The organism is Vibrio sp. 1CM8B, from assembly GCF_023161685.1.
GTDB lineage: Bacteria > Pseudomonadota > Gammaproteobacteria > Enterobacterales > Vibrionaceae > Vibrio > Vibrio coralliirubri.
In genome coordinates this window covers 32,578-57,662 of record NZ_JALNTU010000021.1, presented here as the reverse complement: position 1 = coordinate 57,662, position 25,085 = coordinate 32,578, and the positions used below count along the sequence as shown (strand labels likewise).

26 protein-coding genes and 1 riboswitch are annotated in these 25,085 nt (G+C 44.2%); of the genes, 7 read left to right on the top strand and 19 right to left on the bottom strand.

Translation table 11 applies throughout. The annotated features are described in order from the left end of the window. Positions 1–441: 441 nt before the first annotated feature. Positions 442–894, top strand: a complete 453-nt coding sequence (locus MSG36_RS23165) for an RNA-binding protein (RefSeq protein ID WP_017061054.1) — start codon at positions 442–444, stop codon at positions 892–894. Here the strand turns inward: MSG36_RS23165 and murI are convergent. The 3 genes from murI to MSG36_RS23150 are packed head-to-tail and all read right to left on the bottom strand — an operon-like array spanning position 857 to position 4,258. Beyond that, complete coding sequence (murI, locus tag MSG36_RS23160; protein WP_061040016.1) at positions 857–1,663, bottom strand: glutamate racemase; 807 nt, start codon at positions 1,661–1,663, stop codon at positions 857–859. The two genes, MSG36_RS23165 and murI, sit on opposite strands and share 38 nt — an antisense overlap. A 60-nt stretch (positions 1,664–1,723) precedes the next feature. Next, entirely contained in the window at positions 1,724–2,389 is a 666-nt protein-coding gene (locus MSG36_RS23155) for an adenine nucleotide alpha hydrolase (protein ID WP_248369858.1), read from the bottom strand. Positions 2,390–2,437: 48 nt separating this feature from the next. Next, positions 2,438–4,258 carry a TonB-dependent receptor gene (locus MSG36_RS23150; RefSeq protein WP_248369856.1) on the bottom strand — a complete coding sequence of 607 codons (1,821 nt, stop codon included), beginning with the start codon at positions 4,256–4,258 and terminating at the stop codon, positions 2,438–2,440. A 39-nt stretch (positions 4,259–4,297) separates the two neighbouring features. After that, a riboswitch (cobalamin riboswitch) is annotated at positions 4,298–4,503 on the bottom strand. Between the two features lie 154 nt (positions 4,504–4,657). Here MSG36_RS23150 and trmA point away from each other — a divergent pair. Further along, positions 4,658–5,767 (top strand): tRNA (uridine(54)-C5)-methyltransferase TrmA, encoded by a 1,110-nt coding sequence (gene trmA, locus MSG36_RS23145; protein ID WP_017061050.1) that lies wholly within the window; start codon positions 4,658–4,660, stop codon positions 5,765–5,767. Between the two features lie 80 nt (positions 5,768–5,847). Here the strand turns inward: trmA and MSG36_RS23140 are convergent, their stop codons facing one another. Both MSG36_RS23140 and fabR read right to left on the bottom strand, forming a co-directional pair. Continuing rightward, entirely contained in the window at positions 5,848–6,219 is a 372-nt protein-coding gene (locus tag MSG36_RS23140; protein ID WP_004736696.1) for a YijD family membrane protein, read from the bottom strand. Further along, on the bottom strand, positions 6,219–6,860 hold the full coding sequence (gene fabR, locus MSG36_RS23135) for an HTH-type transcriptional repressor FabR (RefSeq protein ID WP_010438693.1): 642 nt from the start codon (positions 6,858–6,860) through the stop codon (positions 6,219–6,221). The genes MSG36_RS23140 and fabR overlap by 1 nt, the downstream gene beginning before the upstream one ends. Before the next feature lie 327 nt (positions 6,861–7,187). On the opposite strand from fabR, the gene sthA reads away from it, so the two are divergent. After that, a complete protein-coding gene (gene sthA, locus MSG36_RS23130; RefSeq protein WP_017061048.1) occupies positions 7,188–8,588 on the top strand; it encodes a Si-specific NAD(P)(+) transhydrogenase in 1,401 nt (466 codons plus the stop codon). 183 nt (positions 8,589–8,771) lie between these two features. Here the strand turns inward: sthA and dinF are convergent, their stop codons facing one another. The 4 genes from dinF to MSG36_RS23110 form a co-directional block, all read right to left on the bottom strand. After that, the gene (gene dinF / locus MSG36_RS23125) at positions 8,772–10,127 is read right to left on the bottom strand and encodes an MATE family efflux transporter DinF (RefSeq protein WP_248369854.1); all 1,356 of its coding nucleotides are present in this window, start codon (positions 10,125–10,127) and stop codon (positions 8,772–8,774) included. A gap of 113 nt (positions 10,128–10,240) precedes the next feature. Then, positions 10,241–11,119, bottom strand: a complete 879-nt coding sequence (locus MSG36_RS23120) for a class I SAM-dependent methyltransferase (protein ID WP_048610739.1) — start codon at positions 11,117–11,119, stop codon at positions 10,241–10,243. Positions 11,120–11,216: 97 nt separating this feature from the next. Beyond that, positions 11,217–11,837, bottom strand: a complete 621-nt coding sequence (lexA, locus tag MSG36_RS23115) for a transcriptional repressor LexA (RefSeq protein WP_019820514.1) — start codon at positions 11,835–11,837, stop codon at positions 11,217–11,219. A gap of 94 nt (positions 11,838–11,931) precedes the next feature. After that, on the bottom strand, positions 11,932–12,294 hold the full coding sequence (locus MSG36_RS23110; protein WP_048615036.1) for a diacylglycerol kinase: 363 nt from the start codon (positions 12,292–12,294) through the stop codon (positions 11,932–11,934). A gap of 220 nt (positions 12,295–12,514) precedes the next feature. On the opposite strand from MSG36_RS23110, the gene plsB reads away from it, so the two are divergent. Then, entirely contained in the window at positions 12,515–14,938 is a 2,424-nt protein-coding gene (gene plsB, locus MSG36_RS23105; RefSeq protein WP_048610744.1) for a glycerol-3-phosphate 1-O-acyltransferase PlsB, read from the top strand. Between the two features lie 103 nt (positions 14,939–15,041). Here plsB and ubiA read toward each other — a convergent pair whose 3' ends face one another. Both ubiA and MSG36_RS23095 read right to left on the bottom strand, forming a co-directional pair. Next, complete coding sequence (gene ubiA / locus MSG36_RS23100) at positions 15,042–15,896, bottom strand: 4-hydroxybenzoate octaprenyltransferase (protein WP_048610746.1); 855 nt, start codon at positions 15,894–15,896, stop codon at positions 15,042–15,044. Continuing rightward, positions 15,897–16,439: a chorismate lyase gene (locus tag MSG36_RS23095; protein WP_165903508.1), complete on the bottom strand. Its 543-nt coding sequence runs from the start codon at positions 16,437–16,439 to the stop codon at positions 15,897–15,899. Positions 16,440–16,601: 162 nt separating this feature from the next. Here MSG36_RS23095 and MSG36_RS23090 point away from each other — a divergent pair, with 162 nt between their 5' ends. Beyond that, a complete protein-coding gene (locus tag MSG36_RS23090; RefSeq protein WP_048610748.1) occupies positions 16,602–17,009 on the top strand; it encodes a flagellar basal body-associated protein FliL in 408 nt (135 codons plus the stop codon). A gap of 87 nt (positions 17,010–17,096) precedes the next feature. Here MSG36_RS23090 and glpG read toward each other — a convergent pair whose 3' ends face one another. The 6 genes from glpG to ftsY form a co-directional block, all read right to left on the bottom strand. Continuing rightward, the gene (glpG, locus tag MSG36_RS23085; RefSeq protein WP_248369852.1) at positions 17,097–17,939 is read right to left on the bottom strand and encodes a rhomboid family intramembrane serine protease GlpG; all 843 of its coding nucleotides are present in this window, start codon (positions 17,937–17,939) and stop codon (positions 17,097–17,099) included. A gap of 58 nt (positions 17,940–17,997) precedes the next feature. Further along, positions 17,998–18,318: a thiosulfate sulfurtransferase GlpE gene (gene glpE / locus MSG36_RS23080; RefSeq protein ID WP_017061039.1), complete on the bottom strand. Its 321-nt coding sequence runs from the start codon at positions 18,316–18,318 to the stop codon at positions 17,998–18,000. A 440-nt stretch (positions 18,319–18,758) separates the two neighbouring features. Then, positions 18,759–19,616 carry an RNA polymerase sigma factor RpoH gene (gene rpoH, locus MSG36_RS23075; RefSeq protein WP_017055518.1) on the bottom strand — a complete coding sequence of 286 codons (858 nt, stop codon included), beginning with the start codon at positions 19,614–19,616 and terminating at the stop codon, positions 18,759–18,761. A 177-nt stretch (positions 19,617–19,793) separates the two neighbouring features. Beyond that, on the bottom strand, positions 19,794–20,762 hold the full coding sequence (gene ftsX, locus MSG36_RS23070) for a permease-like cell division protein FtsX (RefSeq protein ID WP_248369850.1): 969 nt from the start codon (positions 20,760–20,762) through the stop codon (positions 19,794–19,796). Further along, complete coding sequence (gene ftsE, locus MSG36_RS23065) at positions 20,749–21,426, bottom strand: cell division ATP-binding protein FtsE (RefSeq protein ID WP_004736585.1); 678 nt, start codon at positions 21,424–21,426, stop codon at positions 20,749–20,751. The genes ftsX and ftsE overlap by 14 nt, the downstream gene beginning before the upstream one ends. 78 nt (positions 21,427–21,504) lie before the next feature. Beyond that, on the bottom strand, positions 21,505–22,785 hold the full coding sequence (gene ftsY / locus MSG36_RS23060) for a signal recognition particle-docking protein FtsY (protein WP_248369848.1): 1,281 nt from the start codon (positions 22,783–22,785) through the stop codon (positions 21,505–21,507). Positions 22,786–23,015: 230 nt separating this feature from the next. Between ftsY and rsmD the strand changes: the two genes are divergently transcribed. After that, positions 23,016–23,618, top strand: a complete 603-nt coding sequence (gene rsmD, locus MSG36_RS23055; RefSeq protein WP_017066764.1) for a 16S rRNA (guanine(966)-N(2))-methyltransferase RsmD — start codon at positions 23,016–23,018, stop codon at positions 23,616–23,618. Positions 23,619–23,628: 10 nt separating this feature from the next. Further along, positions 23,629–23,895: a DUF1145 domain-containing protein gene (locus MSG36_RS23050; RefSeq protein WP_016784000.1), complete on the top strand. Its 267-nt coding sequence runs from the start codon at positions 23,629–23,631 to the stop codon at positions 23,893–23,895. 117 nt (positions 23,896–24,012) lie between these two features. On the opposite strand, the gene MSG36_RS23045 is transcribed toward MSG36_RS23050, so the two are convergent. Together MSG36_RS23045 and MSG36_RS23040 are read right to left on the bottom strand one after the other, a co-directional pair. Then, the gene (locus tag MSG36_RS23045; protein ID WP_017063768.1) at positions 24,013–24,597 is read right to left on the bottom strand and encodes a YhgN family NAAT transporter; all 585 of its coding nucleotides are present in this window, start codon (positions 24,595–24,597) and stop codon (positions 24,013–24,015) included. A 231-nt stretch (positions 24,598–24,828) separates the two neighbouring features. Continuing rightward, positions 24,829–25,065: a YecH family metal-binding protein gene (locus tag MSG36_RS23040; protein ID WP_017061034.1), complete on the bottom strand. Its 237-nt coding sequence runs from the start codon at positions 25,063–25,065 to the stop codon at positions 24,829–24,831. Positions 25,066–25,085: the final 20 nt, after the last annotated feature.

Sequence of the window (25,085 nt, the reverse complement as noted above, 5' to 3'; positions counted from 1 at the left end):
TTTATCTAACGATAAAACGTTTTGATATTCATCAACGAGTGCCCACACAGATTGATAGGTTTAAATTGTTAAAGAGCGCTAGCGTTTTGTGATTCACATCTCAGTCGCTAGGGGTGCGTACTATACCTGCACCACTTTGAGAGTCAAGGGTTATTTTCAAACTCTTTTTCTCTACCGATTTCGCTGTGTGACTTTCGTCTCACTCCGTGTCGGTGAGGCGGCATTATAGAGAGATTGAGATGGAGCACAAGGGCTTTTTGAAATAAAAGTTTTGTTCGCCTAAAAAGCCACCAGATCCGCATTTTTCGAATAAAAACTAAACATTTGAGACGTATCACAGCAATACATTGGAAAAATGGAAGCCATGAACGTAAGATTCATGTGTCTATTTTGTTAATGGTAGATGCGTCTATTTCGTTTATTAATATGTAGTATTCCGATATGAACTCAAAAAAATCGATGTTGTTAATTGTCGCACTGGCTGTATTAGGCGGCATTGTTTTCTCTCAGGTAGATATATCGCCTGCAATTACCTTTATCCTTGGTGTCTTGGCTTCCGCTTTTGTTGTTAACTTTTCAAGCACCGACTCAAAATCAGATTCAGAACCTAAGGCTTCAACCAAAACACTTTATGTGGGTAACCTTCCATACAAAGCGAACGAATCACATGTACGTGAATTATTCTCAGAGCATGGTGAAGTATTTGCAGTACGTTTAATGAAAGACAAACGTACTGGTAAAAGAAGAGGCTTTGGATTTGTTGTTATGGCAAGTAATGATGTGAATCATGCAATCTCTGCACTTAACGATAAAGATTACATGCAACGCACTTTAAAAGTACGTGTTGCAAATGATCCTAAACATCCTGAAGCGGACGAATCTGAACTGAGCTAAACCCTAACTGCTTTAACATACTATTTAGTGCACTTTCTTTTTTAGGAAGTGCACTACAAAAAGCCTCACGCACTCCCTCTTCTTTATTAATGCTTTCCAAACCCAACAAATCTTGAACCCGCTTAGCTATCGCTTTACCTGAATCTATCAACACTACACTTTCACCCAGTACTTGTTGAATCTCTGATTTGATCAGTGGGAAATGGGTACACCCTAATACGGCCACATCAATTGTATTAATCATCGGTTGAAGGATTTGCTGTAACTCTTCAAGGCTAATCTCCTCACCTCTTAGTTTATCTTCGGCCATATCCACCAGCCGAGTAGAACCCAACAGCTCTACTCTTTTATTACTCGAGAAGTTTTTGATGAGCTCGTGTGTGTATTCACGAGTAATCGTCGCGGGAGTCGCAATAAGGCCAACCGCTTTATTTGCCAGTAACGAGGCAGGTTTGATTGCTGGGACAACACCGACAATAGGGATAAGGTTATTAGCGCGAAGTGTAGGCAGGACTATCGTACTGGCCGTATTACAAGCTATCACGACAATATCAATAGCGTGACTCGCCACAAAACTGGCGACGATATTTTGGACTCGCTGAATGAGGACTTGCTGATCGAGCTCACCATATGGGTAAGCCTCGTTATCGAATACATAGATATAGTTGTGATTGGGTAGTAAATGGCTTATCTCTTTATATACAGAGAGACCGCCAACACCAGAGTCAAAGACCAATATGTTTTTTTGTATGCTTTCCGACACAACCATTACCTGTAAGAAGTTCCGCAGCAATGATACCCCTTCACTTAGTTTTCGCCAATCATCACTCTATATAATGCAAGCTCGGTAGCGTTGATGCACAAAGCGCTCACCCTGCTCTGCATTTTCTAGCTCTATCTTAAGCTTTCCTTTAAAGCATGGCGCTGACGTTACTAAGGTATGAAACTCACCATCTTCACCACATGGGTCGACGTGCCTTGGCAAACTGTCAATTAGCTCAGGCGTGTATTCTTTCCCGCAATAGATCATGTCTAATGCATCGCTATCGACTGTGACGAGAAAGGTCTCGATTCCTCTATCTATGATTTCTTGAGCCAGCGCTTGGCTACTCTCTCCCAGTAGAGGAAATACACACTCCCAACCCGCAGGTTCTATATAACTTCTTCGGTAAGCAGCAATACCATTGCAAAACATATCGCCGAATGCCACAGCATCAATAGATAAACCCGATCCTTTAAGCGCCGTAACAATCGTACTTTGATAGATTTCATTACTTGGGAAGACTTCCGGCAGCTCAATCGTTATTAATGGCAAACCAATCAATGTTGCCTGCATTCCAACAACCTCAATTGGCGTGACTTGGAAAGGAACCTCATCTCCAACATAGGTAGTATAGAGAGCAACAACTTCATACTCGGTGCTTTCAAGTAGGCGTTCTAGGGTTAATGTTGAGTCTTTGCCTGATGACCAACTTATGACGACTTTCTTTTTCATTGATATACCCAATAAGAAAAAACCGCCCGAAGGCGGTTTAAGTGATAATTAGAATTGGTAAGTTAGATTTGCGAAATATCTACGCTCAGGAGCGTTATACCCTAGCGTTGTTTGGTATTTCTCGTTAGTTAAGTTATCAACTCGACCACGAACCACTAACTCAGGAGAAATCCAATACCCTACAGAAACATCCCACAAACTCACTGATGGCAAAATATTATCTGGGTCAGTGGTTTCTTTTGGATTACCCGCTCGATCCCCAGTGTATGTATAGGTAAGGTTCACATCAAAATCGTTATATGAAGCATCCATCAACCACTTATAGTTTTCATCAGCACGCTTCGCTAATTTATTACCCGCAGAATCTTTATGATCTTTAAACTCAGCAACAACCGTGTGATGGATGAACCACGTGTCGAAATTACCTGTAATTTCTAACCCTTTCAATTTTGCATCTACGTTTTGAGGATACCAAAACGGACTACCTTCGTACCAAATGATCAAGTTATCGACTTCATTATCGTATGCTGTCACATCCAGTTTGAATAAATCGAATTCACCGGTATATCCAATCTCGCGGTTTTCGGCTTCTTCAGGCTCTAGGTCTGGATTTGTTGTTAGATCAGAATAGCTCGGAGCTTTAAATGATGTACCAGCAGCCGCTCTAAGTGAGTGCTTTTCTGTTAGGTAATAGCGAGTACCTAAAGACCATGTAGTGTGATTGTCGTAAGTATCATGTTTATCGTTACGCACGCTACCTACAATTTGAACATCACCGAAACGAAGTTCAGAAGAAGCATAGACACCAGTAGTATCGCGAGATTCGCCAGCTAGAGCATCAGGTGAACCATATGACAAGGCATCATCATCAAGTTTTTCTCTACGCCAGTCGGCACCAGCACCAACAGATACGTTCTCATTAACGTAATACTGATTTAAGAACTGCAGGTTCGTCAGATCTATTTTCTTCTTTGTTCCAGCATTGTCTTTACCTTGAGCTTGAGAATAGTCTAGGTTTTCGATTGCCTGCTGATTAGCTCTAAAGGTAGAGCTTAAGTTATCACCTTTATAGTCAACAGCGGCTGTAACACTCAAGTTCTCAGAGTAACCATAGTTCTTACCACCCGAGTCATACTCAGTCAGACTATCAAACCAACGAACAGATGCTGTGCCAGTAAAAGCCTCATTGATCGGCTGTGAATATGACGCAAAAAGATTTTGGCTTTCATAGCCATAATTAAGACCAGTAGCCGGGTCTTTAATATCGTAACCTTCAGTCTCATCAAAACCGCCAGCGAGTTTCAATGTTCCGCCGTTCGACAATTTTCGAGTCGTTGAGAAATTAGCTTCCTTTTGAGCATCACTACCAGCTCCAACCGCTATCATTGTCGATTCAGTCGAATGAGCAGACTCTGTAATAACGTTAATCACACCCGCTACCGCATCTGAACCATATAAAGCGCCACCAGAGCCGCGAATAACTTCTACTCTCTCAATAATACCTACAGGGATATGATTGAAGTTAATGCCGCCCGCAGCAGAGTCGATACGAACACCATCGACTAGAAACAATACTTGATCACTATTATATCCGCGCATAAAAACAGAGGCACTGTGTCCACGTCCGCCACTTTGAGAAACTTCAACACCAGGTACTCGTTTCAAAACGTCCACTAAGGATTTAGCTTGGGTTTCTTCTATTTCTTGTTTTGAAATAACGGTAGTAGAAGCAATAACATCATTTAAAGGTTGCTCAAAACGGTTAGCCGTCACCACCATGGTTTCGTCGGCAGATGCTTGTTGGGCGTGTAAATTGGAGATAGGTGAAAGCAGCGATGCTACAGCAACCGCTAAAAGGGATTTGTTCATGTTGTGATCCTAAATCGCGTAAAGTCCTACCAAACCACATCTTATGGTTTGGCCGCTGGCAGGTATTCGGACTCAAGAGCACAACCCTTATGGTTACCTAATATTCGACTTCCCACAAAAAGCTATTTGCAGTGTCTTATGAATACTCGTTCTCTTTTACCGCTGCGCGTCAGTTCTGGATTTACACCAGATTCCCTCTTCAGCCATCTATACATCTAAATGACACCAGCTTGCCGAAGATAGTATTGACCTCTGAATCATTTGTCTAGTCTAAGATTGTTATAAGCTATAGTTTTCATGGTCGATTTACATTGAATGGCTCTCAACACTGGACAAGCGCCTGTGATTGAATAAAATCTGCGCTCTTGATTTAAAAGCACGACAGCAAAAGGCATAACAATGGCGAATTTAGATGTAAACCCGCAACGCTACCAAGAACAACTGGCAGAAAAGACAGAGCGTCTTACAGAAATGTTCTCAGAATATGATGTGCCTGAACTGGAAGTGTATGAATCTCCAGAACAACACTACCGCATGCGTGCTGAGTTCCGCGTGTGGCATGAAGGTGACGATATGTATTACGTCATGTTCAATCAAGAGACTAAAGAAAAATACCGTGTAGATCAGTTCCCTGCTGCTAGCCGTCTTATCAACGACCTAATGCCTCTATTAACAGATGCAATGAAGGACAACCACTCTCTGCGCCACAAGCTATTCCAAGTAGATTTCCTTTCTACATTAAGCGGCGAGATTTTGGTGTCACTGCTTTACCACCGTCAATTAGGTGAACAGTGGATTCAAGATGCTAAAGCACTTAAGCAACAATTAAACGATGAAGGTTTTAACCTAAACCTGATTGGCCGTGCGCGTAAGATGAAAATTGTACTGGACCGCGACTACGTCATTGAAAAGCTAGACGTGAATGGTGATAGCTACATCTACCAGCAAGTAGAGAACAGCTTTACTCAACCAAACGGCAAAGTAGCAGAGAAAATGTTGGAATGGGCAGTCGATTGTACTCAAGACAGCAAAGGCGACTTGCTTGAGCTTTACTGTGGTAACGGTAACTTCTCATTAGCGCTGGCACAAAACTTTGAGCGTGTACTAGCAACAGAACTGGCGAAACCGTCAGTGGAATCTGCGCAATACAACATCGCGGCGAACAACATTGAAAATGTTCAGATCATCCGTATGTCTGCAGAAGATTTTACCGTAGCAATGGAAGGCAAGCGTGAGTTCCGTCGTCTACAACAAGCGAACATCGATCTTAAGAGCTACAACTGCAACACTATCTTTGTTGATCCACCGCGTTCAGGTATGGATGTTGACACTTGTAAGATGGTTCAAGGTTACGAGCGCATCATGTACATCTCTTGTAACCCTGAAACATTGAAAGAGAACCTAGACATTCTAAGCGAAACACACGATATCACTCGTTTTGCTCTATTTGACCAGTTCCCTTACACCCACCACATGGAAGCGGGTGTGTTCTTAGAGCGTAAAGCATAAATCCGCTTTCTCGGTCTAAGACAAACAGCAGATACAAAAAAACGAGCCAATTGGCTCGTTTTTTTTATTTGTAGATTGGTTTAAGCGGTTTTACCGATAAAGCCTAGCTTCTTACCTACCCAGGCTAAAAGCAGCATCGCGACTATAATCGCAAAGAAGTTTGAACCTGCATCAGGGTGCTGTGCTTTCACGAAAGCCGAGTGGCCAAATGCACCCACGAAGAAACAAGCTAAGCCTACTAGTGGGATATCTTCAGATACTGGGTTAGTTAGGTATTCTTGGTAAAGCGCTTGTACTGCCAAAACTAAAGCGATCAGCGGGAAAATAGAGAAGCCCACTTCACTCATTGTTACCCAAGATAACAATGCATCACCACACACACCGGCTACAACAGCAAGTACGAGTGTCTTTCTTTCAGAACCACGGTTTACAGTATTATTTTCATTCGACATTATTCAATCCCGCCTTTTAATCGGTTACGTTCACGTTCTTTACGATACCAAAAAGCTCCTTTGGCCATCATTCGCAATTGCATGATCAAGCGTTCAGCCAATTCATCTCGCTGACGTCGATCTAAATCTAATGCTTCTGCCCCTGAGTTGAAGACTAAGATAACCGAGGCTTCCGCTTGAGTGAAAGCTTCGTCCCTTGTCATGCCAGTCGTTATCAAATATTCGGTTAACTCAGCAGAGAAGTGCTGTATCTCACGAGCTACCGCTGCACGAAACTCAAATGAAGTTCCTGAGCGCTCTCGCAATAACAGTCTGAATACGTTAGGGCTGCTTTCAATGAATTCCATAAAGGTTTCAACCGATGTGCGAATCACACTGCCTTCTTTTACTATGCGTTGCCTAGCTTGACGCATTAACTGGCGCAACAGTAAGCCACCTTCATCAACCATGGTTAAGCCAAGCTCATCCATGTCTTTAAAGTGACGATAAAAGGAAGTCGGTGCTATTCCAGCCTCACGAGCGACTTCTCTCAAGCTTAGATTGGAAAAACTACGATCGGCGCTGAGTTGGCTAAATGCTGCATCGATTAAGCTGCGACGAGTTTTTTCTTTTTGCTGTGCGCGAATGCCCATTGGTTTCATACTTTATCAATTTCTTCTTTTACAGCCTAAACAGGCATGTCTAATACTCTGTTCAATATAACGCGAATCACTTATTTATATAAGGCACTCTGGTTATATAAGACACTAAACATACCTCTTTGTTCACGTACCGAAGTAAATACGTTCGAAGAAAAAATTTCAATATCCACACTGTCATTTGGAGACATACGACATACCAAATATTATTTTTTCGATAACACTGCGTGATCCCACCGACTCTCTGATGCCCTTTTCATGTACCCAAGAACAGAATCAGTTAAAATCTCGCTAAAGCAATGTTAATCAAATATAACAAGGAAGATATCTATGCCGCACTCCAACCACTTTGATGTAATCGTAATTGGTAGTGGCCCCGGAGGAGAAGGGGCAGCGATGGGATTAACCAAAGCAGGGTTGAACGTTGCAATCATTGAAAAAGAGAGCAGCGTTGGTGGTGGTTGTACTCACTGGGGAACGATTCCTTCAAAAGCACTGCGTCATGCCGTAAGTCGTATTATCGAATTCAACAGTAATCCGCTGTTTTGTCAGAACAACAAAAGCATTCACTCAACGTTTTCCAACATTTTGGGTCATGCCAAATCGGTTATCGACAAGCAGACTCGATTACGCCAAGGCTTCTACGACCGCAACCAGTGCACGTTGGTATTTGGTACTGCACGTTTTATCGATACCAACACTGTCTCGGTAATGCAAAGCGATGGCACTGAAGAACATTACAGTGCAGACAAATTTGTTATCGCGACAGGCTCTCGCCCTTACCAACCAGATAACGTCGACTTCCTACATGAACGTATCTACGACAGTGACTCGATTCTTTCTCTTAAACACGACCCGCAACACATCATCATTTATGGTGCTGGCGTTATTGGTTGTGAATATGCGTCGATTTTCCGCGGTTTGGGTGTAAAAACCGATCTTATCAATACTCGTGACCGTCTGTTGTCATTCCTAGACAATGAAACCTCAGATGCACTTTCTTATCACTTCTGGAACAGCGGTGTCGTGATTCGCAACGATGAAACCTTTGAGAAAATTGAAGGCACTGATGATGGCGTGATCATTCACTTAGAGTCAGGCAAAAAGATGCGTGCTGATTGCCTGCTGTATGCTAATGGCCGAACGGGTAATACCGATAAACTTAACCTTGGTGCAGTTGGCTTAGAAGCGGACTCGCGTGGGCAAGTCTCAGTAAACACCAACTACCAAACCAATGTTGACCATGTTTACGCTGTCGGTGATGTGATTGGCTACCCTAGCCTAGCAAGCGCTGCTTATGACCAAGGTCGTTTTGTGGCTCAGGCAATTGTGAAAGGTGAAGCTGAACGCCACCTTATCGAAGACATTCCAACCGGCATCTACACCATCCCTGAGATCAGCTCTGTTGGTAAAACCGAGCAAGAACTTACCGCAGCTAAAGTACCGTATGAAGTAGGACGTTCTTCATTCAAACACCTAGCTCGTGCTCAAATTGCGGGTAAAGATATTGGTAGCTTGAAGATTTTGTTCCATCGCGAAACCAAAGAGATTTTAGGTATCCATGTGTTTGGTGAGCGTGCCGCTGAAATCATCCATATCGGGCAAGCGATCATGGAACAGAAAGGTGAAGCAAATACCATCGAGTACTTTGTGAATACGACCTTTAACTACCCAACGATGGCGGAAGCTTATCGCGTTGCAGCACTCAACGGACTCAACCGTTTATTCTAGATATAGAACTAATAGGAGTATTTGACCACCCATAGGCCAAATGCATAAACAGCAAGCCATGCGCTTGCTGTTTTTATTTAAGATATTGAATATTAAGGCATTGATAGTAATTAGATCATGATGTTCTAAATACCCCTTTACCTGTACAGCCTCATTTACTCTCCACAAACAGAGCCCTCAGAGCTAAGCGAGAAACTCCCCTTTCTTCCACTGAGAAACAAACAACACACCAAGACCAATTCCGCGCATTGCCATAAAGCTCAGCATCGCTAACCACAGTGCATGGTTCTCTAAACCTGATGCTAAGTAGAAAATCACGAAGAAACTGCAGGTCGCAACAAACATACTATTGCGCATATCCTTGCCCTTGGTTGCTCCAACAAAAATACCATCCAACAAGAAGCACCACATAGACACCAATGGCATTGCGATTAACCACGGTAAATACACCTCGGCTTGGCTCTTCACGTCAGGAATGGTAGTGATCATATTAATCAAACTCGAGCCAGCGAGTGCGAACGCTATGGTCAGTACCAAACAAATATTGAAGCTCCAGAAGAAAGTACCAATCAATGACTGGTTCAGTTCATCTTTGTCTTTCGCGCCTATCGCTTTACCTACCATCGCTTCCATTGCGTAGGCAAAGCCATCCATCCCATAAGAGATGATCATCAAGAAACTCATCAACACGGCATTGGCTGCAACAACATCATCGCCAAAGCTTGCACCTTGGAAGGTCATGAAAGTGAAAGTCGCTTGTAGGCATAGTGAACGAAGAAAGATATCGCGATTCAATTTCACGAAACGACTCAAACCTTGGCTGGTTTTCTTAAGCAGATCCCATGGCGATGGTAACCGTTTCTTCGCCCAGATTCGGTAAACACAAATCAAGCCAAATGTTAGACCGGCATAATCAGCCATTACAGATGCCAATGCTGCACCTTCCACTTGCCATCCTAAGCCGATAACAAAAACGATATCCAAAATGATATTGGTGATATTGGTGATGATCACCATCCACATGGGCGCTTTGGCATTTTGAGTCCCGAGCAGCCAACCTAGAATCACAAAGTTAGTCAGCGCGGCAGGCGCACTCCAGGCGCGGATTGAAAAATATTGCTGACCATAGTGCTTAACTTGATCACTGGCGCTACTCAATGAGAAAACTAAATCGGCGACTAGACTGTGTAAAAGCAAAAAGATACCAGCAAACCCTAAGGCCATGGTCACGCCTTGCACGAAGACTAAACCAAGTTGCTTGCCATCATTCGCACCATAAGATTGTGCGGCTAGCCCTGTTGTCGACATACGCAGGAAACCGAGCAACCAAAAGGTCACGCTGATCATTGTGCCGCCCAGCGCCACACCACCTAAATACCAAGAGTGCTCGAGGTGACCGATAACCGCCGCATCGACTAAGCCCAGCAGTGGAACAGTAATATTAGAGAGAACCATCGGGATCGCGAGCAGCAGCACTTTTTTGTGCATCGCCTGATTGGATAGCGTTTGAAAAATAGTTTGGGGATTAAATAGCTTCACGATCACCTCTTAGATTAGAGGCGATAGTTTAACCTAGTGGGTGGTCACTATGTTGTGGAATTTTACTTATACCGGCTATGTGCTCAGTTACTCGAAATACAGAACCACTAGGGTTACCATTTCACGAGCACTAACTGTGGCGTTAAACGCTTTTTGACCTGAGAGATTTTACAAAGAAGCCGCTGCCACAATTTCCAACGATTGCATTGTTGGTCTAGGGGAGAAAACGCTTTTACCCATTGTGCCCATGGCAGCCAATTAAGAACGCTGTCTATTGGTGAAGACAACCCATGAGCATACTTTCCTGAACCAAGTTTTTGCCCCAACGTACTTGAGCTTTTATCTCCAGCTAACACTAAACACGCATGTGCATGAGTAAAGTAGCGGCTCAAAGACTGAATGAAGTTCGCCGTCTGCTGTTCATTGCAATCGAGCAGAGCATGTTCACACACCACCATCACCGAGGCTTGTTCTGGAATATTAAGTTCATCCAACCAAGTTAGGTCATCGACAGAACCACACTCCAAGCGATAGCGTTCATTTTTGTGGAACAGGCGTTGGCGCCACACTAGGTTTTCCGTGACGTCCAACTCAACCCAATGGCAGCGTCCATTATCTAAACGGTAGAAACGGGTGTCGAGCCCTGCCCCAACATTGATGATCCAAGCATCTGGGTTGTGAGATAGAAATTGCTGAACTTGAGAGTCACAAAGTTGAGTCAGTGTAGCGTAAAGGAGTTGCTGCTGGTCGAGCTCGCCAGTAAGACATTCAGGTGCGAGCTGGCAACGCTTGCAGGCTTGAGCTGCGATGGGGTCATAAACGAGACCATCATCGGCTAGGCTTTCGCGACTACGAAACCAAAGATGTTGAACGAGGTTCGTCGGAACTTGGAATTCTTGATGTGCAGACCCTTGTTCAGAAGAAGCCTTTTGAACAGAGGAGCGCGGCTTACGAGTAAGCGGCTTCATTTGAGGTTTGGTTGGGTTTGGCATCATCATCTTCCTTGTATCTCGACAAAGAAGATGATAATGAATATCAATTACAATAACAAGTTATTGAGAATAAATATCAATAAGCTGTTTGTACTGACTACATCCAGTCGGTGTTGCGAATAATACCAACCGCAAGTCCTTCAATAGACAAGTGTTGAGATTCAAGATCGACATGGATTGGAGAAAATTCTTCATTTTCAGCATGTAACAGAACCGTTGAACCTTTACGTTCTAGGCGTTTTACCGTTACATCATCATCGACACGAGCCACGACAACCTGACCATCGCGTACATCTTGTGTTTTATGAACAGCTAATAAATCACCATCCATAATACCGATGTCTTTCATACTTTCGCCATTTACACGAAGTAAGAAGTCAGCTTGTGGTTTAAACATGCCAGGGTCAACTTGGTAATGCATTTCTACATGCTCTTGAGCCAAGATAGGCTCACCAGCGGCAACCTGACCGATTAATGGTAAACCTTGCTCTTCGTTTGCTGCATCTTCAAGCAAAATACGAATACCGCGAGACGCACCCGGGATAATCTCAATCGCTTCTTTACGAGCAAGAGCTTTCAAATGTTCTTCTGCAGCATTAGCAGAACGGAAGCCTAGTTCACGCGCGATTTCTGCACGTGTCGGTGGCATACCGGAATCTTCGATCTTACCTTTGATAAGGTCAAAGACTTGTTGCTGGCGGGGCGTTAACGGCTTCATGATTCACCTGTCTTTTTATACAGTTGACTGTGAGTATATCCAGTAACTGAACAAAAGCAAAGCAATTGGTTGTTTTTAGTTCATTTTTAGCAAATTACAAAAACAAGATCTCTAGCCACACATAACCTGCGAGTGCCAAACAGATGAAAACCGCTGCCGAACCGACATCTTTCGCCATTCCAGATAACTCATGATGCTCACTGCCGATTCGGTCGACAACCGCTTCAATCGCGGTATTGATTAGCTCGACAACCATCACCAATACCACCGATGAGATCATTAAGATTCGTTCAACCTGGCTTACATCCAGGTAAAATGCCAACGGAATAAGCACGGCCGCCATGAACACTTCCTGTCGAAATGCAGCCTCGTTTTTAAACGAACTCGTAATACCTTGCCATGAAAAGCCTGCAGCTTTGATGATGCGTTTGAATCCGGTGTTTGATTTTTTGGTCATTTTTAACCCTATACTCAATCAGTCGATGAATGATTTTCCACAAACTTAACGGCAATATGACTATTTCCATTAAAAGGTTAGACCAGTTTCTGGTATTCTTGCATCGATTAAATTTACGCCTAGGCTTATCCCTATTTCACTCATAGGATTTATCCTTTTTATCAGAGAAATAGAGATACGCTTCAGCACATTGAAATAACTATTGAGGCAGTGAACCTATATGTCTTCTGGACAATCTTTTTCACGTTCATTAATGAAGCTACCTTTATCCGTATTGGTAAAGGGCACATCAATTCCTTCAAACCCTGTTGAGGATTTGAACATTGATTTGAGCAAACCGATTGTATACGCCTTACCGTTTCGCTCAAGTGTAGACATTCTTACATTGCAAAAACATGCACTTGAATTAGGCCTACCTGATCCGTTGAGCAAGCTTGAAATCAACGGCAAATCACTGCAACGCTACGTTTTCATCTCTTCTCGTAAAACTCTGCTGCAAGACGATGATTATGTACCAAGCTCTTCAATTGAAGTGTTCTCTGAGCTGCTTTCACTGCACGCTGACGACTCTGAACTCGATGTTCAAGTTATCCCTGCTACAGTGCTGTGGGGACGTAAGCCTGGTAAAGAGAATAACCAGAAGCCTTACCTACAAGCAATGAACGGCTTAGAGAAATCAAAAGCGGTGTTGCTAGCCGGTCGTGACTGTCTGGTTCGTTTCAGCCCAGTGGTTTCTCTACGCTACATGGCTAATTCACATGGTACCGACAGCACCATCGCACATAAATTGGCGCGCGTGGCACGTATTCACTTCTCTCGCCAAAAGCTTGCAGCATCAGGCCCTAACCTGCCAAGCCGCCAAGCTCTGTTTGATCGCCTACTAAAATCAGAAGCGATCAAGAAAGCGATTGAAGACGAAGCACAAGCAAAGAACATCTCGATCGAGAAAGCGAGCAAAGAAGCTCAAGACATCATGGACGAGATTGCTGCGAACTTCTCTTATTCGCTGATCAAGCGTGGTGAGAAGATTCTCGGTTGGTTGTGGAATAAGCTGTACCAAGGCCTGCATATCAGTAACGCTTCAACGGTTCGCAAGTTGGCTCAAGATGGTCACGAGATTGTTTACGTGCCTTGTCACCGTAGCCACATGGACTACTTACTGCTTTCTTATGTGCTTTATCATGAAGGCATGGTGCCTCCGCATATCGCTGCGGGTATCAACCTAAACTTCTTCCCTGCCGGTCCTATTTTCCGTCATGGTGGTGCGTTCTTTATTCGTCGTAGCTTTAAAGGCAACAAGCTGTACTCGACGATTTTCCGTGAATACCTAGCGGAACTGTTCGCTAAAGGTTACTCAGTAGAGTACTTCAGTGAAGGTGGTCGTTCTCGTACTGGTCGTCTATTACAGGCGAAAACAGGCATGCTAGCGATGACAATCCAAGCAATGCTGCGCGGCATGAACCGTCCGGTGACTTTGGTTCCTGTGTACATCGGCTACGAGCACGTGATGGAAGTGGCGACTTACGCAAAAGAACTTCGTGGCAAGCGTAAAGAGAAAGAAAACGCGAGCTTAGTGATTCGTACCATTCGTAAGCTGCGTAACTTTGGTAAAGGCTACGTGAACTTCGGTGAGCCGATTCAACTGAACCAATACCTGAATGAACACTCACCTGAGTGGACGAAAGACATCGATCCAATGGGCACCAGCAAGCCACAATGGATGAACCCGGTGGTTAATGACTTGGCGACTAAAATGATGACGCACATTAACGATGCGGCAGCGACCAATGCTCTGACCCTTTGTGCAACGGCGCTATTGGCTTCAAGACAGCGCGCATTGTCTCGTGACTCTTTGGTTTCTCAGATCAATTGCTACCTATCTCTGCTTAAGAATGTTCCATATTCTGCAACGTTCACTGTGCCAAAAGACAGTGCTGAAGATTTGGTAAAACATGCTGAATCACTGAATAAGTTCTTGATTGAATCAGACTCAATGGGCGACATCATTTCGCTAGACCGTCACCAGTCAATTCTGATGACCTACTACCGAAACAACATCATTCACTTGTTTGCTCTGCCATCGTTAATTGCACAGATGACCATTCGTCAACGCGGTTTATCGATTGACGCGATCCAAGAGAACGTTGCTGCTATCTACCCGTTCTTGAAGAAAGAGCTGTTCCTAAGCTACGACGAAGACAAGCTTGAAGACGTGGTTTCTAACATCATTGAAGAGCTGGTTAACCAAGGTATGCTTGTGGTTTCTGATAACGAAGTCACCATTAACCAATCAAACAGCCAAGCACTGATGCTGTTAGGTCGTACGATTTCAGAGACGCTACAACGCTACTCTATTGCTCTGAACCTGTTGGCAGAGAATCCTGATCTGGATAAATCCGATCTTGAACAGAAGAGCCAAGACATTGCACAGCGACTTGGTCGTCTGCAAGGCATCAATGCACCAGAGTTCTTCGATAAAGGCGTGTTTGCGTCGATGTTCGCCACTCTGAAACAACAGCAATATCTGGATAACGATGGTAACTGTGATTTAGAAAAGACTCAGCAATTCGCTAAGCTTCTCTACTCAATGCTTTACCCTGAAGTACGTTTGACGATTCAAGAAAGTATCCACCAAGCGGAGTAATCAACAGCTTGGAGTCTCTTGAATAGCGAGACCGAACACGATCAAAAAAGGCACCCAATGGGTGCCTTTTTCTTTAGCGTTCGTTAACTCGAAAAGCTGATGCTTACCAGAAGGTAATGAACAAGCCCGCTGTCACTGCCATTCCAACATAGTTGTTGTTTAGAAAGGCTTGGAAACAAAGGTCTCGATCGCGATGGCGCATCAGATGTTGTTGATACACAAATAAGCTTCCCGCTACCAACAATGCCCAATAGAAGGTATCTCCTAGTTGGTAATGCATGCCTAACGCAATCAGCATCGCTAGGGTGACGAGTTGCAAAGAGCCCACAATCAGTTTATCGAAGCGACCAAATAAAATAGCCGTCGATTTAATACCAATCTTCAAGTCATCATCTCGGTCAACCATCGCATATTGCGTGTCGTAAGCAATCGTCCACAACGCGTTAATCACGAAGATAAACCACACAATGCTTGGCAGCTCATTGGTTTGTGCCGCCCAAGCCATTGGTATCGCCCAGCTAAACGCTAAGCCAAGAAACAACTGTGGAAGATGCGTAAAACGCTTCATGAAAGGGTAAATGAACGCCAGACCCACACCAATAAATGAGAGCTTAATGGTCAGTGGATTCATGGTCAGTACCAGCAAGAATGAAACTACGGCGAGCACTAAAAAGAGCAGAATCGCTTCCTTGCTGGAAACCAAACCTGAGGGTAATGGGCGCTGCTTGGTACGTTTAACATGGCCATCTACTTTACGGTCAGCAAAGTCATTGATCACACAGCCAGCTGAACGCATCAACACTACGCCGAGTACGAAAACAACCAAGACATCAAAATCAGGCATACCTTGCGCGGCGATAATCAGTGACCACAAGGTCGGCCAAAGGAGTAATAGGGTACCAATCGGGCGATTCATTCGCGTTAATTGCCAATACGCCTTCGCTTTGGTGGCAAGCATTTACACACTCTCCTTAGAGTAAATGGGTGATGTTGGTAAAAACAGTTCTGCCACAAGCATCGGTTTATGGTTCATCCATAATCGAGAACGACGCGCGAGTAATCGCTCATCGCCTGCAATAACCCAACCGACTTGCAGCGCATCTCGCTCCACGTTCTCAGCACTGAAAACGGTCAATCCAAGCGGGACATTACCTTGTTGAGAAAGGTCTGAGTGCTGATGATCTTCTAATGTGACTCGGGGAATCAAGGTTCGACCTAACACCCACGGTTCGTCATCACCCTTTAAAATCACTTTACGCAGTAAGCAATCAAACGATGATAAAAGATGTTCCTCGTCTTGTTGTAGCATTGAGCGTTCTACAACTTGATTATGAAGCAACTCAACAGACAGGTGCTGACAGCTCTTCCCCAACTTGCGGGAAAGAGAACCTTGCTCCATCAGCCACTCTTTGGTGGTTTCATTAGGAAAATCAAATGTTTCTGTACTTTGCCAATCTACATTCATTAACGAATTAAGATACAGCGATATTGGCTGATTCATACTAGTATTCAATAGGTGACTTTACACGTACAATAAAGCTTCAACTTTCGAACAAAATTAAAGCGTTCTTCGAATTGTAAACGTATTTAGATTTAGACCGCTCATTGTAACAAGACTAATGCGTTTCGAATATCGCGAATAAACTAAAGAAAAGTCACAAATATGCACAAACGTTATGTAGCCCAAATATTTCTTGCGATTACCCTACTCTTTTCAGCATCAAGTTTCGCTGAAGAGGAGTCGGCAGCTAAACTCGCCTACTTCACGCTAGAGCCAGACCTGACCACCAATTTTTACACTAAAGGTAAAAAACTGGGCTACATTCAGGTTCGCCTCGACATCATGGTGGCAAATAGTAACGACTTGGCCGCTATTGAGCATCACCAACCACTGATTCGTGATGCGGTGATTGAATTGCTTGGCAAACAAAACGAAGAAACCATTAAATCTCTATCTGGCCGTGAAGACTTAAGAAAATCCTTAGTTGAACACCTCAACAAGATTTTGCTTCCAGAGACAGGTAAAACCCTGATTGCTGATTTACTGTTTACCAAATACCTTTATCAGTAATGATGTAAAACGAATCCCAATAAAAAAGCGGCTCATCTGGCCGCTTTTTTTGTCTCTATCGTTTGGCTACTCACTAGAAGAGATGAGTTAACTTCTTGCCGAGCTTGGTGCTTTCATCGCATCGATAAAGCCAATAATCACACCAGCGGCTAGGCCAGCTAAATGCGCCGTATTGGCGATAGCCATAAATGGCTGCATGTACCCAAGCACCAACCACACCAACATAAAGCCGACAATCTGTCTTGGGATACCCAAACCAAGCTGTGGCGCCTTCGCACCGACAACCCATAAGTAACCAACCAAGGCATACACAACACCAGACAAACCACCGAAGTTCGCCCCTTCAACCCAATATTGCCCAGCACCTGAAAGCGCAGAAGAGACAGCAAAGATCTGAAGTAGCTTGAGGTTGCCAAGTTTCTTCTCAATGTCTCCACCTAGCTGCCACCACCACAAAATATTAAATGCGATGTGCATAACAGAGAAATGCAGAACGGCATGACTCAGCCAACGCCACAATTGCCATTGCTGTCCATCAACCGCTGGGAAATGCAGGGCATTGAAAATTGCTTGGCCAAAACCGATCTGTTGCAGCGCAAAAATCACCACACACACCAACATCAGACTTAGTGTCACAGGGCCTGCTTTGGCTTTGATCATGCCCATGAAGCTTGGCGTGTAGTAATGGAAGTTGCTCTTTCTGGTCTCTGCCATGTCCCAAGACGCCGCTTGATAGCGCTTATGATTGGGTTCAGCCAGAAAACGATTCAGCTCAGCTTCGGTTTCAACCTGAAATTGGCCATCAAGAAGCCAAAGAGCAAAACGCCCTTCTCCCTCTGGAGACATCTGAATAGGGATCTGACGAGAGGCCATATAATCAATAAATGCTTGAGCAAGACGTGGATTGTCTAACACCATCAATCTAATCATTGTTACTTCCTATTCATTCTATGAGGGATGCTTGAAGCGGTTCAGGTGACGAAAGTAATTAACCTGCGATCACTGGAAGTTCAGCACGATGCCAAGCTTCGAAACCACCATCAACACTATATACCTCTTCAAAGCCTTGGTTCACTAAATATTGTGCTGCACCTTGGCTACTGATGCCGTGGTAGCACATCACTAAGATAGGTTGTTCGAACTCCACCTCATCCATGAACGACACCATCGTATCGTTAGTCAGGTGGTAGGCTGTTTTTGGGTGGGCAACCGCAAAAGACTGCGGGTCACGTATATCGACAAGTCGAGCTTCGCCTTGTTCAATGAGGGCTTGAGCGCCTTTAACATCGATATGTTTAAACTGGTCCATGACTTTCTCTTTTTATACTGATTTACTTTGCTGCCATTGTAACCTATCCCAAGGCTAACATTCACATCCACTTAATAAGGTTATCCACCAGCGATCACTTTTACACCATTTGTGGATAAATCTGTGAATTGCGTGAATAAAGTGCCTTTTCAAAAATAGATCCACAACATGTAGTAATGATCCTGATCTAACTGTGGGTTAACTGAAACATATCCCCACTCGAAAAACTCCGTCAAAGCCTTACTACACCCTGCTTTTAGACAGCTGACGAATAAACTTCTCACAGAGTTATCCACAAAATCATTTTGCAAATTTCGATCGCAAAAGTTGAGAAATCGATCCAAAACAAAAAGGCCGAGATCTCTCGATCTCGGCCTTTTCAAAATTCAGCTATTTGTTAGCTCTACTAAAAAGTAGAAGCTAATAGAAACTAGATGCTATTAGAAATCACCAACGGCTTGTTTCAATTTCTTCATCGCATTCTTTTCTAACTGGCGAACACGCTCAGCAGAGATACTGTAGGTATCCGCCAAATCTTGCAGTGTTGCCTTGTTGTCGTCTAACCAACGTGAGCGAACAATGTGTTGGCTACGCTCGTCTAAGCTTGCTAGTGCTAGCCCTAGGCGATTATTGGTGTGTGACTCCCAGTTAGCCGCTTCAACCGTCTCAGCAACGTCTGACGCTTTGTCTTCTAGGTAGTAAACTGGAGCAGTATAAGCAGAACCGCCATCGTCATCGTCCATAGGCGCTTCAAACGTCGCATCTTGTGCCGCTAAGCGAGATTCCATCTCACGAACTTCTGAAGGCTCAACACCCAGTTCACGAGCAACCGTCTCAACTTCACCGTTATTGAACCAACCCAAACGCTTTTTAGACTTACGAAGGTTAAAGAACAATTTACGCTGTGCCTTAGTGGTCGCAATTTTAACGATACGCCAGTTACGTAGAACGTATTCATGGATTTCAGCTTTGATCCAGTGAACAGCAAACGAGACGAGACGAACACCAACTTCTGGATTGAAGCGCTTAACAGCCTTCATCAAGCCGATGTTACCTTCCTGGACGAGATCAGCCATTGGCAACCCGTAGCCAGAGTAGCCTCTTGCAACGTGCACCACGAATCGTAGGTGGGAAAGGATCAAACCTTTCGCAGCATCGATCTCACCTTTGTAATGTAATCGCTCTGCAAGTCCACGTTCCTCTTCAGGTGTCAGCATTGGGTAGCTGTTCGCTGAGCGGATATAGCTATCTAAACTATCTTGTGTGACTAAAGCCATTTGATACGCTTGGTTTGCCATTCGGTTCCTCATCAATCTCTGATCTGGAGTAATACATCTATTAAAACCCGACAATCTTGAACCTAAAATGAACAGGTTTCAAGGAGGGGGAAGTAATTATGCATAATCAATTCGTCTATACAAGGCAAAAACTGGTTAAGAAGTGCCTATTTTTTGTCTAAATATGACTCTATTCACCTAAACTGGTTCAATTTCTTTTAGGTGACGCTGTGCAGAAAGCTTCGCAGCCACACTACCAAGTAGGGTTCCTACGATCAAAAGCAGTAAAGATTCATCCCAACTCAGGCCAATTAAACGGAAGTGGCTGTCGTATAGCTGAGCCAAGTCATCCACTGCGCTGTTCAGTAATACGGTAATCAATGCCGTCATTACCCAAGCGCTAATCGAACCTAAAACGCCAAACCACATCCCTGCATAAAGGTATGGTCGAAGAATGTAGCTGTCGGTCGCACCAATCAGCTTCATGGTTTGAATCTCTTCTTTATGCGCCAACACATTAAATCGTAGTGTATTGCCGATAATCAGAAATACCGCGCCCAACATCAATACCGTTAAGGTAATCACGATGACAGCCGCTAATGCTTTGATCGCATCTAATCGAGCTAACCAATCTTCGTCTAAGCGAACATCGGTGACTAATTCTTGTTGTTTAACTGTGCCTGCCAGTTCTTTAATTAGGGTATCGCTGTGTACGCTTGGTGTAATCACCAGCACACCTGGCAGTGAATAATCGTCTAGGATGGTTAGGGCATCTTCAAAACCAGAATACTGGCTGAGGTCTGCAAGCCCTTGCTGTGGAGAGATGTACTCCACCAGCTCGACTTGATCCCAACTTTCGATTTCATCCTTAAGCACCATTACTCGTGGCTCAGGAACACCATCCTCTACATAAGCACTTATTTGTGACGGGCTAGTGACATCTTGCGCCACTTCACCCACATTTTTACCTAGTAGGTACAAACAAGCTGGCATCGCTAAAGCCATTGAGATCACCGCAAGGGTCAGCAAGTTGCCTAACGGGCGCTGCCACATTTGCGAGAACGATGACTTGGCTTGTTTCCAGTGAACAATAAAGAAGTCGTCGCTTGAGGCGCGGTTCGCTGCTCGATTAGATTGAGGTTTCTTGATGCGCTTATTCGCGGCCATAGTCTTCAACCTCACTCAAAAATCCTTGGTTTAATTCAAGATGGCGGTATTGAGGGCGAGTGTTCACTAACCCGATATCGTGCGTTGCTAGGATGATCGTCACGCCTGCGCGGTTGAACTCTTCAAATAATCGCAACACACGGTTGGATAATTCAGGATCTAGGTTACCGGTAGGCTCATCTGCTAAAAGCAGAGTTGGGCGGTTCACCACGGCGCGAGCAATACCCACACGTTGTTGTTCACCACCAGAAAGTTGACTTGGCAAACAACGGGCTTTATCTAATAAACCGGTTTTGTCCAACGCAGCACTGACTCGGCGTTTTATTTCGTTTTCAGAAATAGATTCAATACGCATAGGCAGAGCGACGTTATCGAAAATCGAACGGTCCATCAGCAGGCGATGATCTTGAAAAACAATCCCTATATTACGGCGTAAGAAAGGAATGTCTTTGGCTGGGATACGAGTGATATCGTGATCGTTGAACCAGACTCGTCCATCGGTTGGACGCTCTATCGCGCAGATCAACTTCAGCAAGGTACTTTTACCAGCCCCAGAGTGCCCACCCAAAAAAGCCATCTCTCCACGTTTCAGGTGAAAGTCCACTTTTTGGAGCGCTTGTCTTCCACCTCGGTAGGCTTTACTCACTTGCTGAAATTTGATCACCGAAAATTCCTCTTACGATCACTAATATCAAATTTAAAAACGGTAGCAGATTAAGGATAAACCACTTTGCTACTCGCGTTACTCTTCGCGGCTAAATAGTGCTTCAATGAAGTCTTTAGATTCAAATGGACGCAGGTCATCAATACCTTCACCCACACCAATGTAGCGGATTGGAATCTGGAACTGGTCAGCAATTGAGAAAATTACACCACCTTTCGCCGTACCGTCTAGCTTAGTCAGTGTAATACCCGTTACTGGAGCCACTTCACTGAACAGCTTCGCTTGGCTGATAGCATTCTGACCCGTACCTGCATCGAGCGTTAGCATGATTTCGTGTGGTGCAGAGTCATCAATCTTCTTCATTACACGAACAATCTTGCGCAGCTCTTCCATCAGGTTGCTCTTGTTCTGTAAGCGACCTGCCGTATCGGCAATCACAACATCAACGCCACGCGCTTTCGCAGCTTCAATCGCATCGTAGATAACAGACGCACTGTCCGCACCCGTGTGCTGAGCGATAACTGGCACATCGTTACGCTGGCCCCAAACCTGAAGCTGTTCAACGGCTGCAGCACGGAAGGTATCACCCGCTGCTAGCATCACTTTCTTGCCTTCATTTTGGAATTGTTTCGCCAGCTTACCGATCGTAGTTGTCTTACCTACACCGTTCACACCCACCATTAAGATAACGTAAGGTGTTTTAGTGGTATCAACAACCAGTGGCTGTTCCACTTGGCTTAAGATGTCTGCCATCTCTTCTTTGAGCAGACCATAAAGCGCTTCACCATCTTTTAGGTCATTGCGAGATGCTTTTTCTGTCAGGTTTTCAATGATCTTAACCGTAGTATTCATACCCACGTCAGCGATCAGAAGTTGCTCTTCTAGCTCTTCAAACAGGTCTTCATCGATTTGCTTGCCTTTGAACAGACCAAAGAAACCCGCACCGATGTTTGCTTTAGTGCGGCTTAGGCTGCGCTTGAGGCGAGCAAAGAAGCTTTCTGTTGGCTTTTCTTGAACTTCTTCAACCTTGGCTTGCGGAGCAGCCACTTCTTCCTGTTCTGCTTCTGCTTCTGCTTCTGCTTCTGCTTCTGCTTCTGCTTCTGCTTCTGCTTCTGCTTCTGCTTCTGCTTCTGCTGCGACAGGTTGCTGCTCTTGTTGAGCTTCTTCAAGCACTTGCTCAGGTTCAGTTGGCTTAGATTGTTCAGCTTCAGGCGCGACCTGTTCAGCCTCAACTTGTGATTCAACTTCAGTTTGATCTTCAACGCTTTCTACGTTCGCTTCATTCTGAGTTTTAGGGCTTTGTTCTTCTTCACCAAAACCAAGCCACGATAATAATCCGCGCTTCTTTTTTTCCGTCATCAGAGGAGTTTCCTAGATCTACTAATTAGCTGTATTGACTTAATACACGTCGACTCTTTGCTATTGTTATACAATACAAGCTTGTACAAACGAATAGTAAAGAAAAATGACAAAGCAGTGATAAGTTTGCTTTTAGCTTGATACACTTTGTCATTGCAAATTTATTTAATACACGAACCCACTTAAATTGGGCTCGGTATAGTATCACTTTATTAGCGGTCAAAAAATCTATGGTAAGACGTCGCCAGCAAAACACATCACAAAAAAAGCCATCCGGAGGCTTTGTTCGAATTATTAGTGGCTCATGGAGAGGTAGAAAGCTACCTGTTCATGATTTAGAAGGATTACGCCCAACCATTGACCGAGTAAAAGAGACGCTCTTTAACTGGGTGGCTCAAGATATCCCACATTCAACTTGCTTGGATGTATTTGCCGGCTCTGGCGGTCTAGGTTTTGAAGCAGCTTCTCGCCAAGCAAAAATGGTGACACTGCTCGAAATGAATCAAAAGGCGGCTAAACAGCTTTCTGATAACGCGAAAGAGCTCAAGGCAGACAACATTAATGTCGTGAATACTGATGCTATCTCTTTCCTTAAGAAACCAGGCACTCCTTACGATATGGTTTTCCTTGATCCACCATTTCGTCAAGGCTTACTGGCAGAAACAGTACAACTGCTTGAGAGTAATGGTTGGCTTGCAGACAATGCCATCATTTACGTCGAGACCGAGAAAGAACTGAAACTCGAAGCTATGCCAGAAAACTGGGAATTGCATCGCGATAAGACCACCGGACAGTCAAGCTACCGACTGTTCAATCGAATCACTGAAGAATAGGAGTTATTGAATGAAGTTCTTGCTTCCACTAGCAAAAGCAGCCATCGCCTTTGTTTGGTTTATCTTAATAGTAAATATTTTCTACCCGTTCCCGGGTAACGCTGCGATTGCGCTTTATATCATGACAGCATTCTTGTTCTTCATGCACGGCCTGCAGATGCTGATTTTCATCGGTGCATTCGGCGACAAGATCGAGATGTCACGTTGGGAGAAATGGTCAATATTGATTTTCGGTGTCTTCGCCTTACTCGATATCCGACGCAAACACATGATGTAATCGAGCTTAAGCCCAGATATAAAACGCTTAGCTACAGAAAACATCATGACAGAAACAGTAGAGACAAAAACGCCGCTCATTTGAGCGGCGTTTTTTTATTCAGCAACGATATTGATGTTAGCCCATGTAGCCTTTCACACCATCGAGGAACATTTGCGTCGACAGCATAACCAACAACAAGCCCATCAAGCGTTCGATGGCTTTAAGACCTCTCTCTCCCAGCACTCGCAGGAAGAAGCCATTAAACATCAGAATAAAGAAGGTAGCACCCCAAGCCAGCATCACAGCACCTGAAAGCTCTAACATATTGTCAGGGTGCTGAGTCGACAACAGAATCAATGCCGCAATCACTGAAGGGCCAGCAATCATTGGGATCGCCATCGGCACGATAAACGGTTCTTCACCCGCCGCAAGGCCGGTAATACTGCCCGCACTTGGGAAAATCATCTTAATCGCGATGATGAACAGAATAATACCGCCTGAGATACTCAAGGTTTCAGGCTGCACATGCAGGAAGTTCATGATGCTTTGACCAGCAAACAAGAACAACAGCAGGATAACCAGCGCAAACATCAGTTCACGAACAAGAACAATACGGCGACGCTTCGGATCAATATGCTTAAGGATAGAGAGCACGATTGGTAGATTGCCAAGCGGGTCCATAATAAGAAACAGCATGGTTGCTGCAGATAAAATTTCCATAAGTTTGTCTCGAAAAGCGTAAGTGCGCGGAGTATAGCAGCCTCAACATTGATTTTCGAACGCAGTAATAAAAGGATTAACTTATGTAATTAGAAGGGAATTTTGCGAAAGCAAATAGAAAGGTAGAAAGGAGAAAAGTAAAAAGAGAATTTAAAGAGTGAAGCCGAAACGTCGCATCCACTCTTCTTATCTATAAAAGCCAAAAGGCGCTAAAAACCAAGTCACTGGGAATTAGTGGTTACACACACGTTCGCGATTAGTGCAAAGCTTGTCATCAATAACTACGACTTTTTCCATCTTCAGGAAAAACTTCAGCAATCCATCTAAATCCAGGCCGTTCAGCTTACAGGTATGAAAACGCGCTTCTGCGCCATAAGTTTGAGCGAGCTCTTGCGTCAACTCTTCACGAGTCAGTGGCTTTTCACTCAGTAGGTTTAAAACGTTGTGTGCATGAATTTCGGTAGTCATAACTCTATCTCATGTTTAAT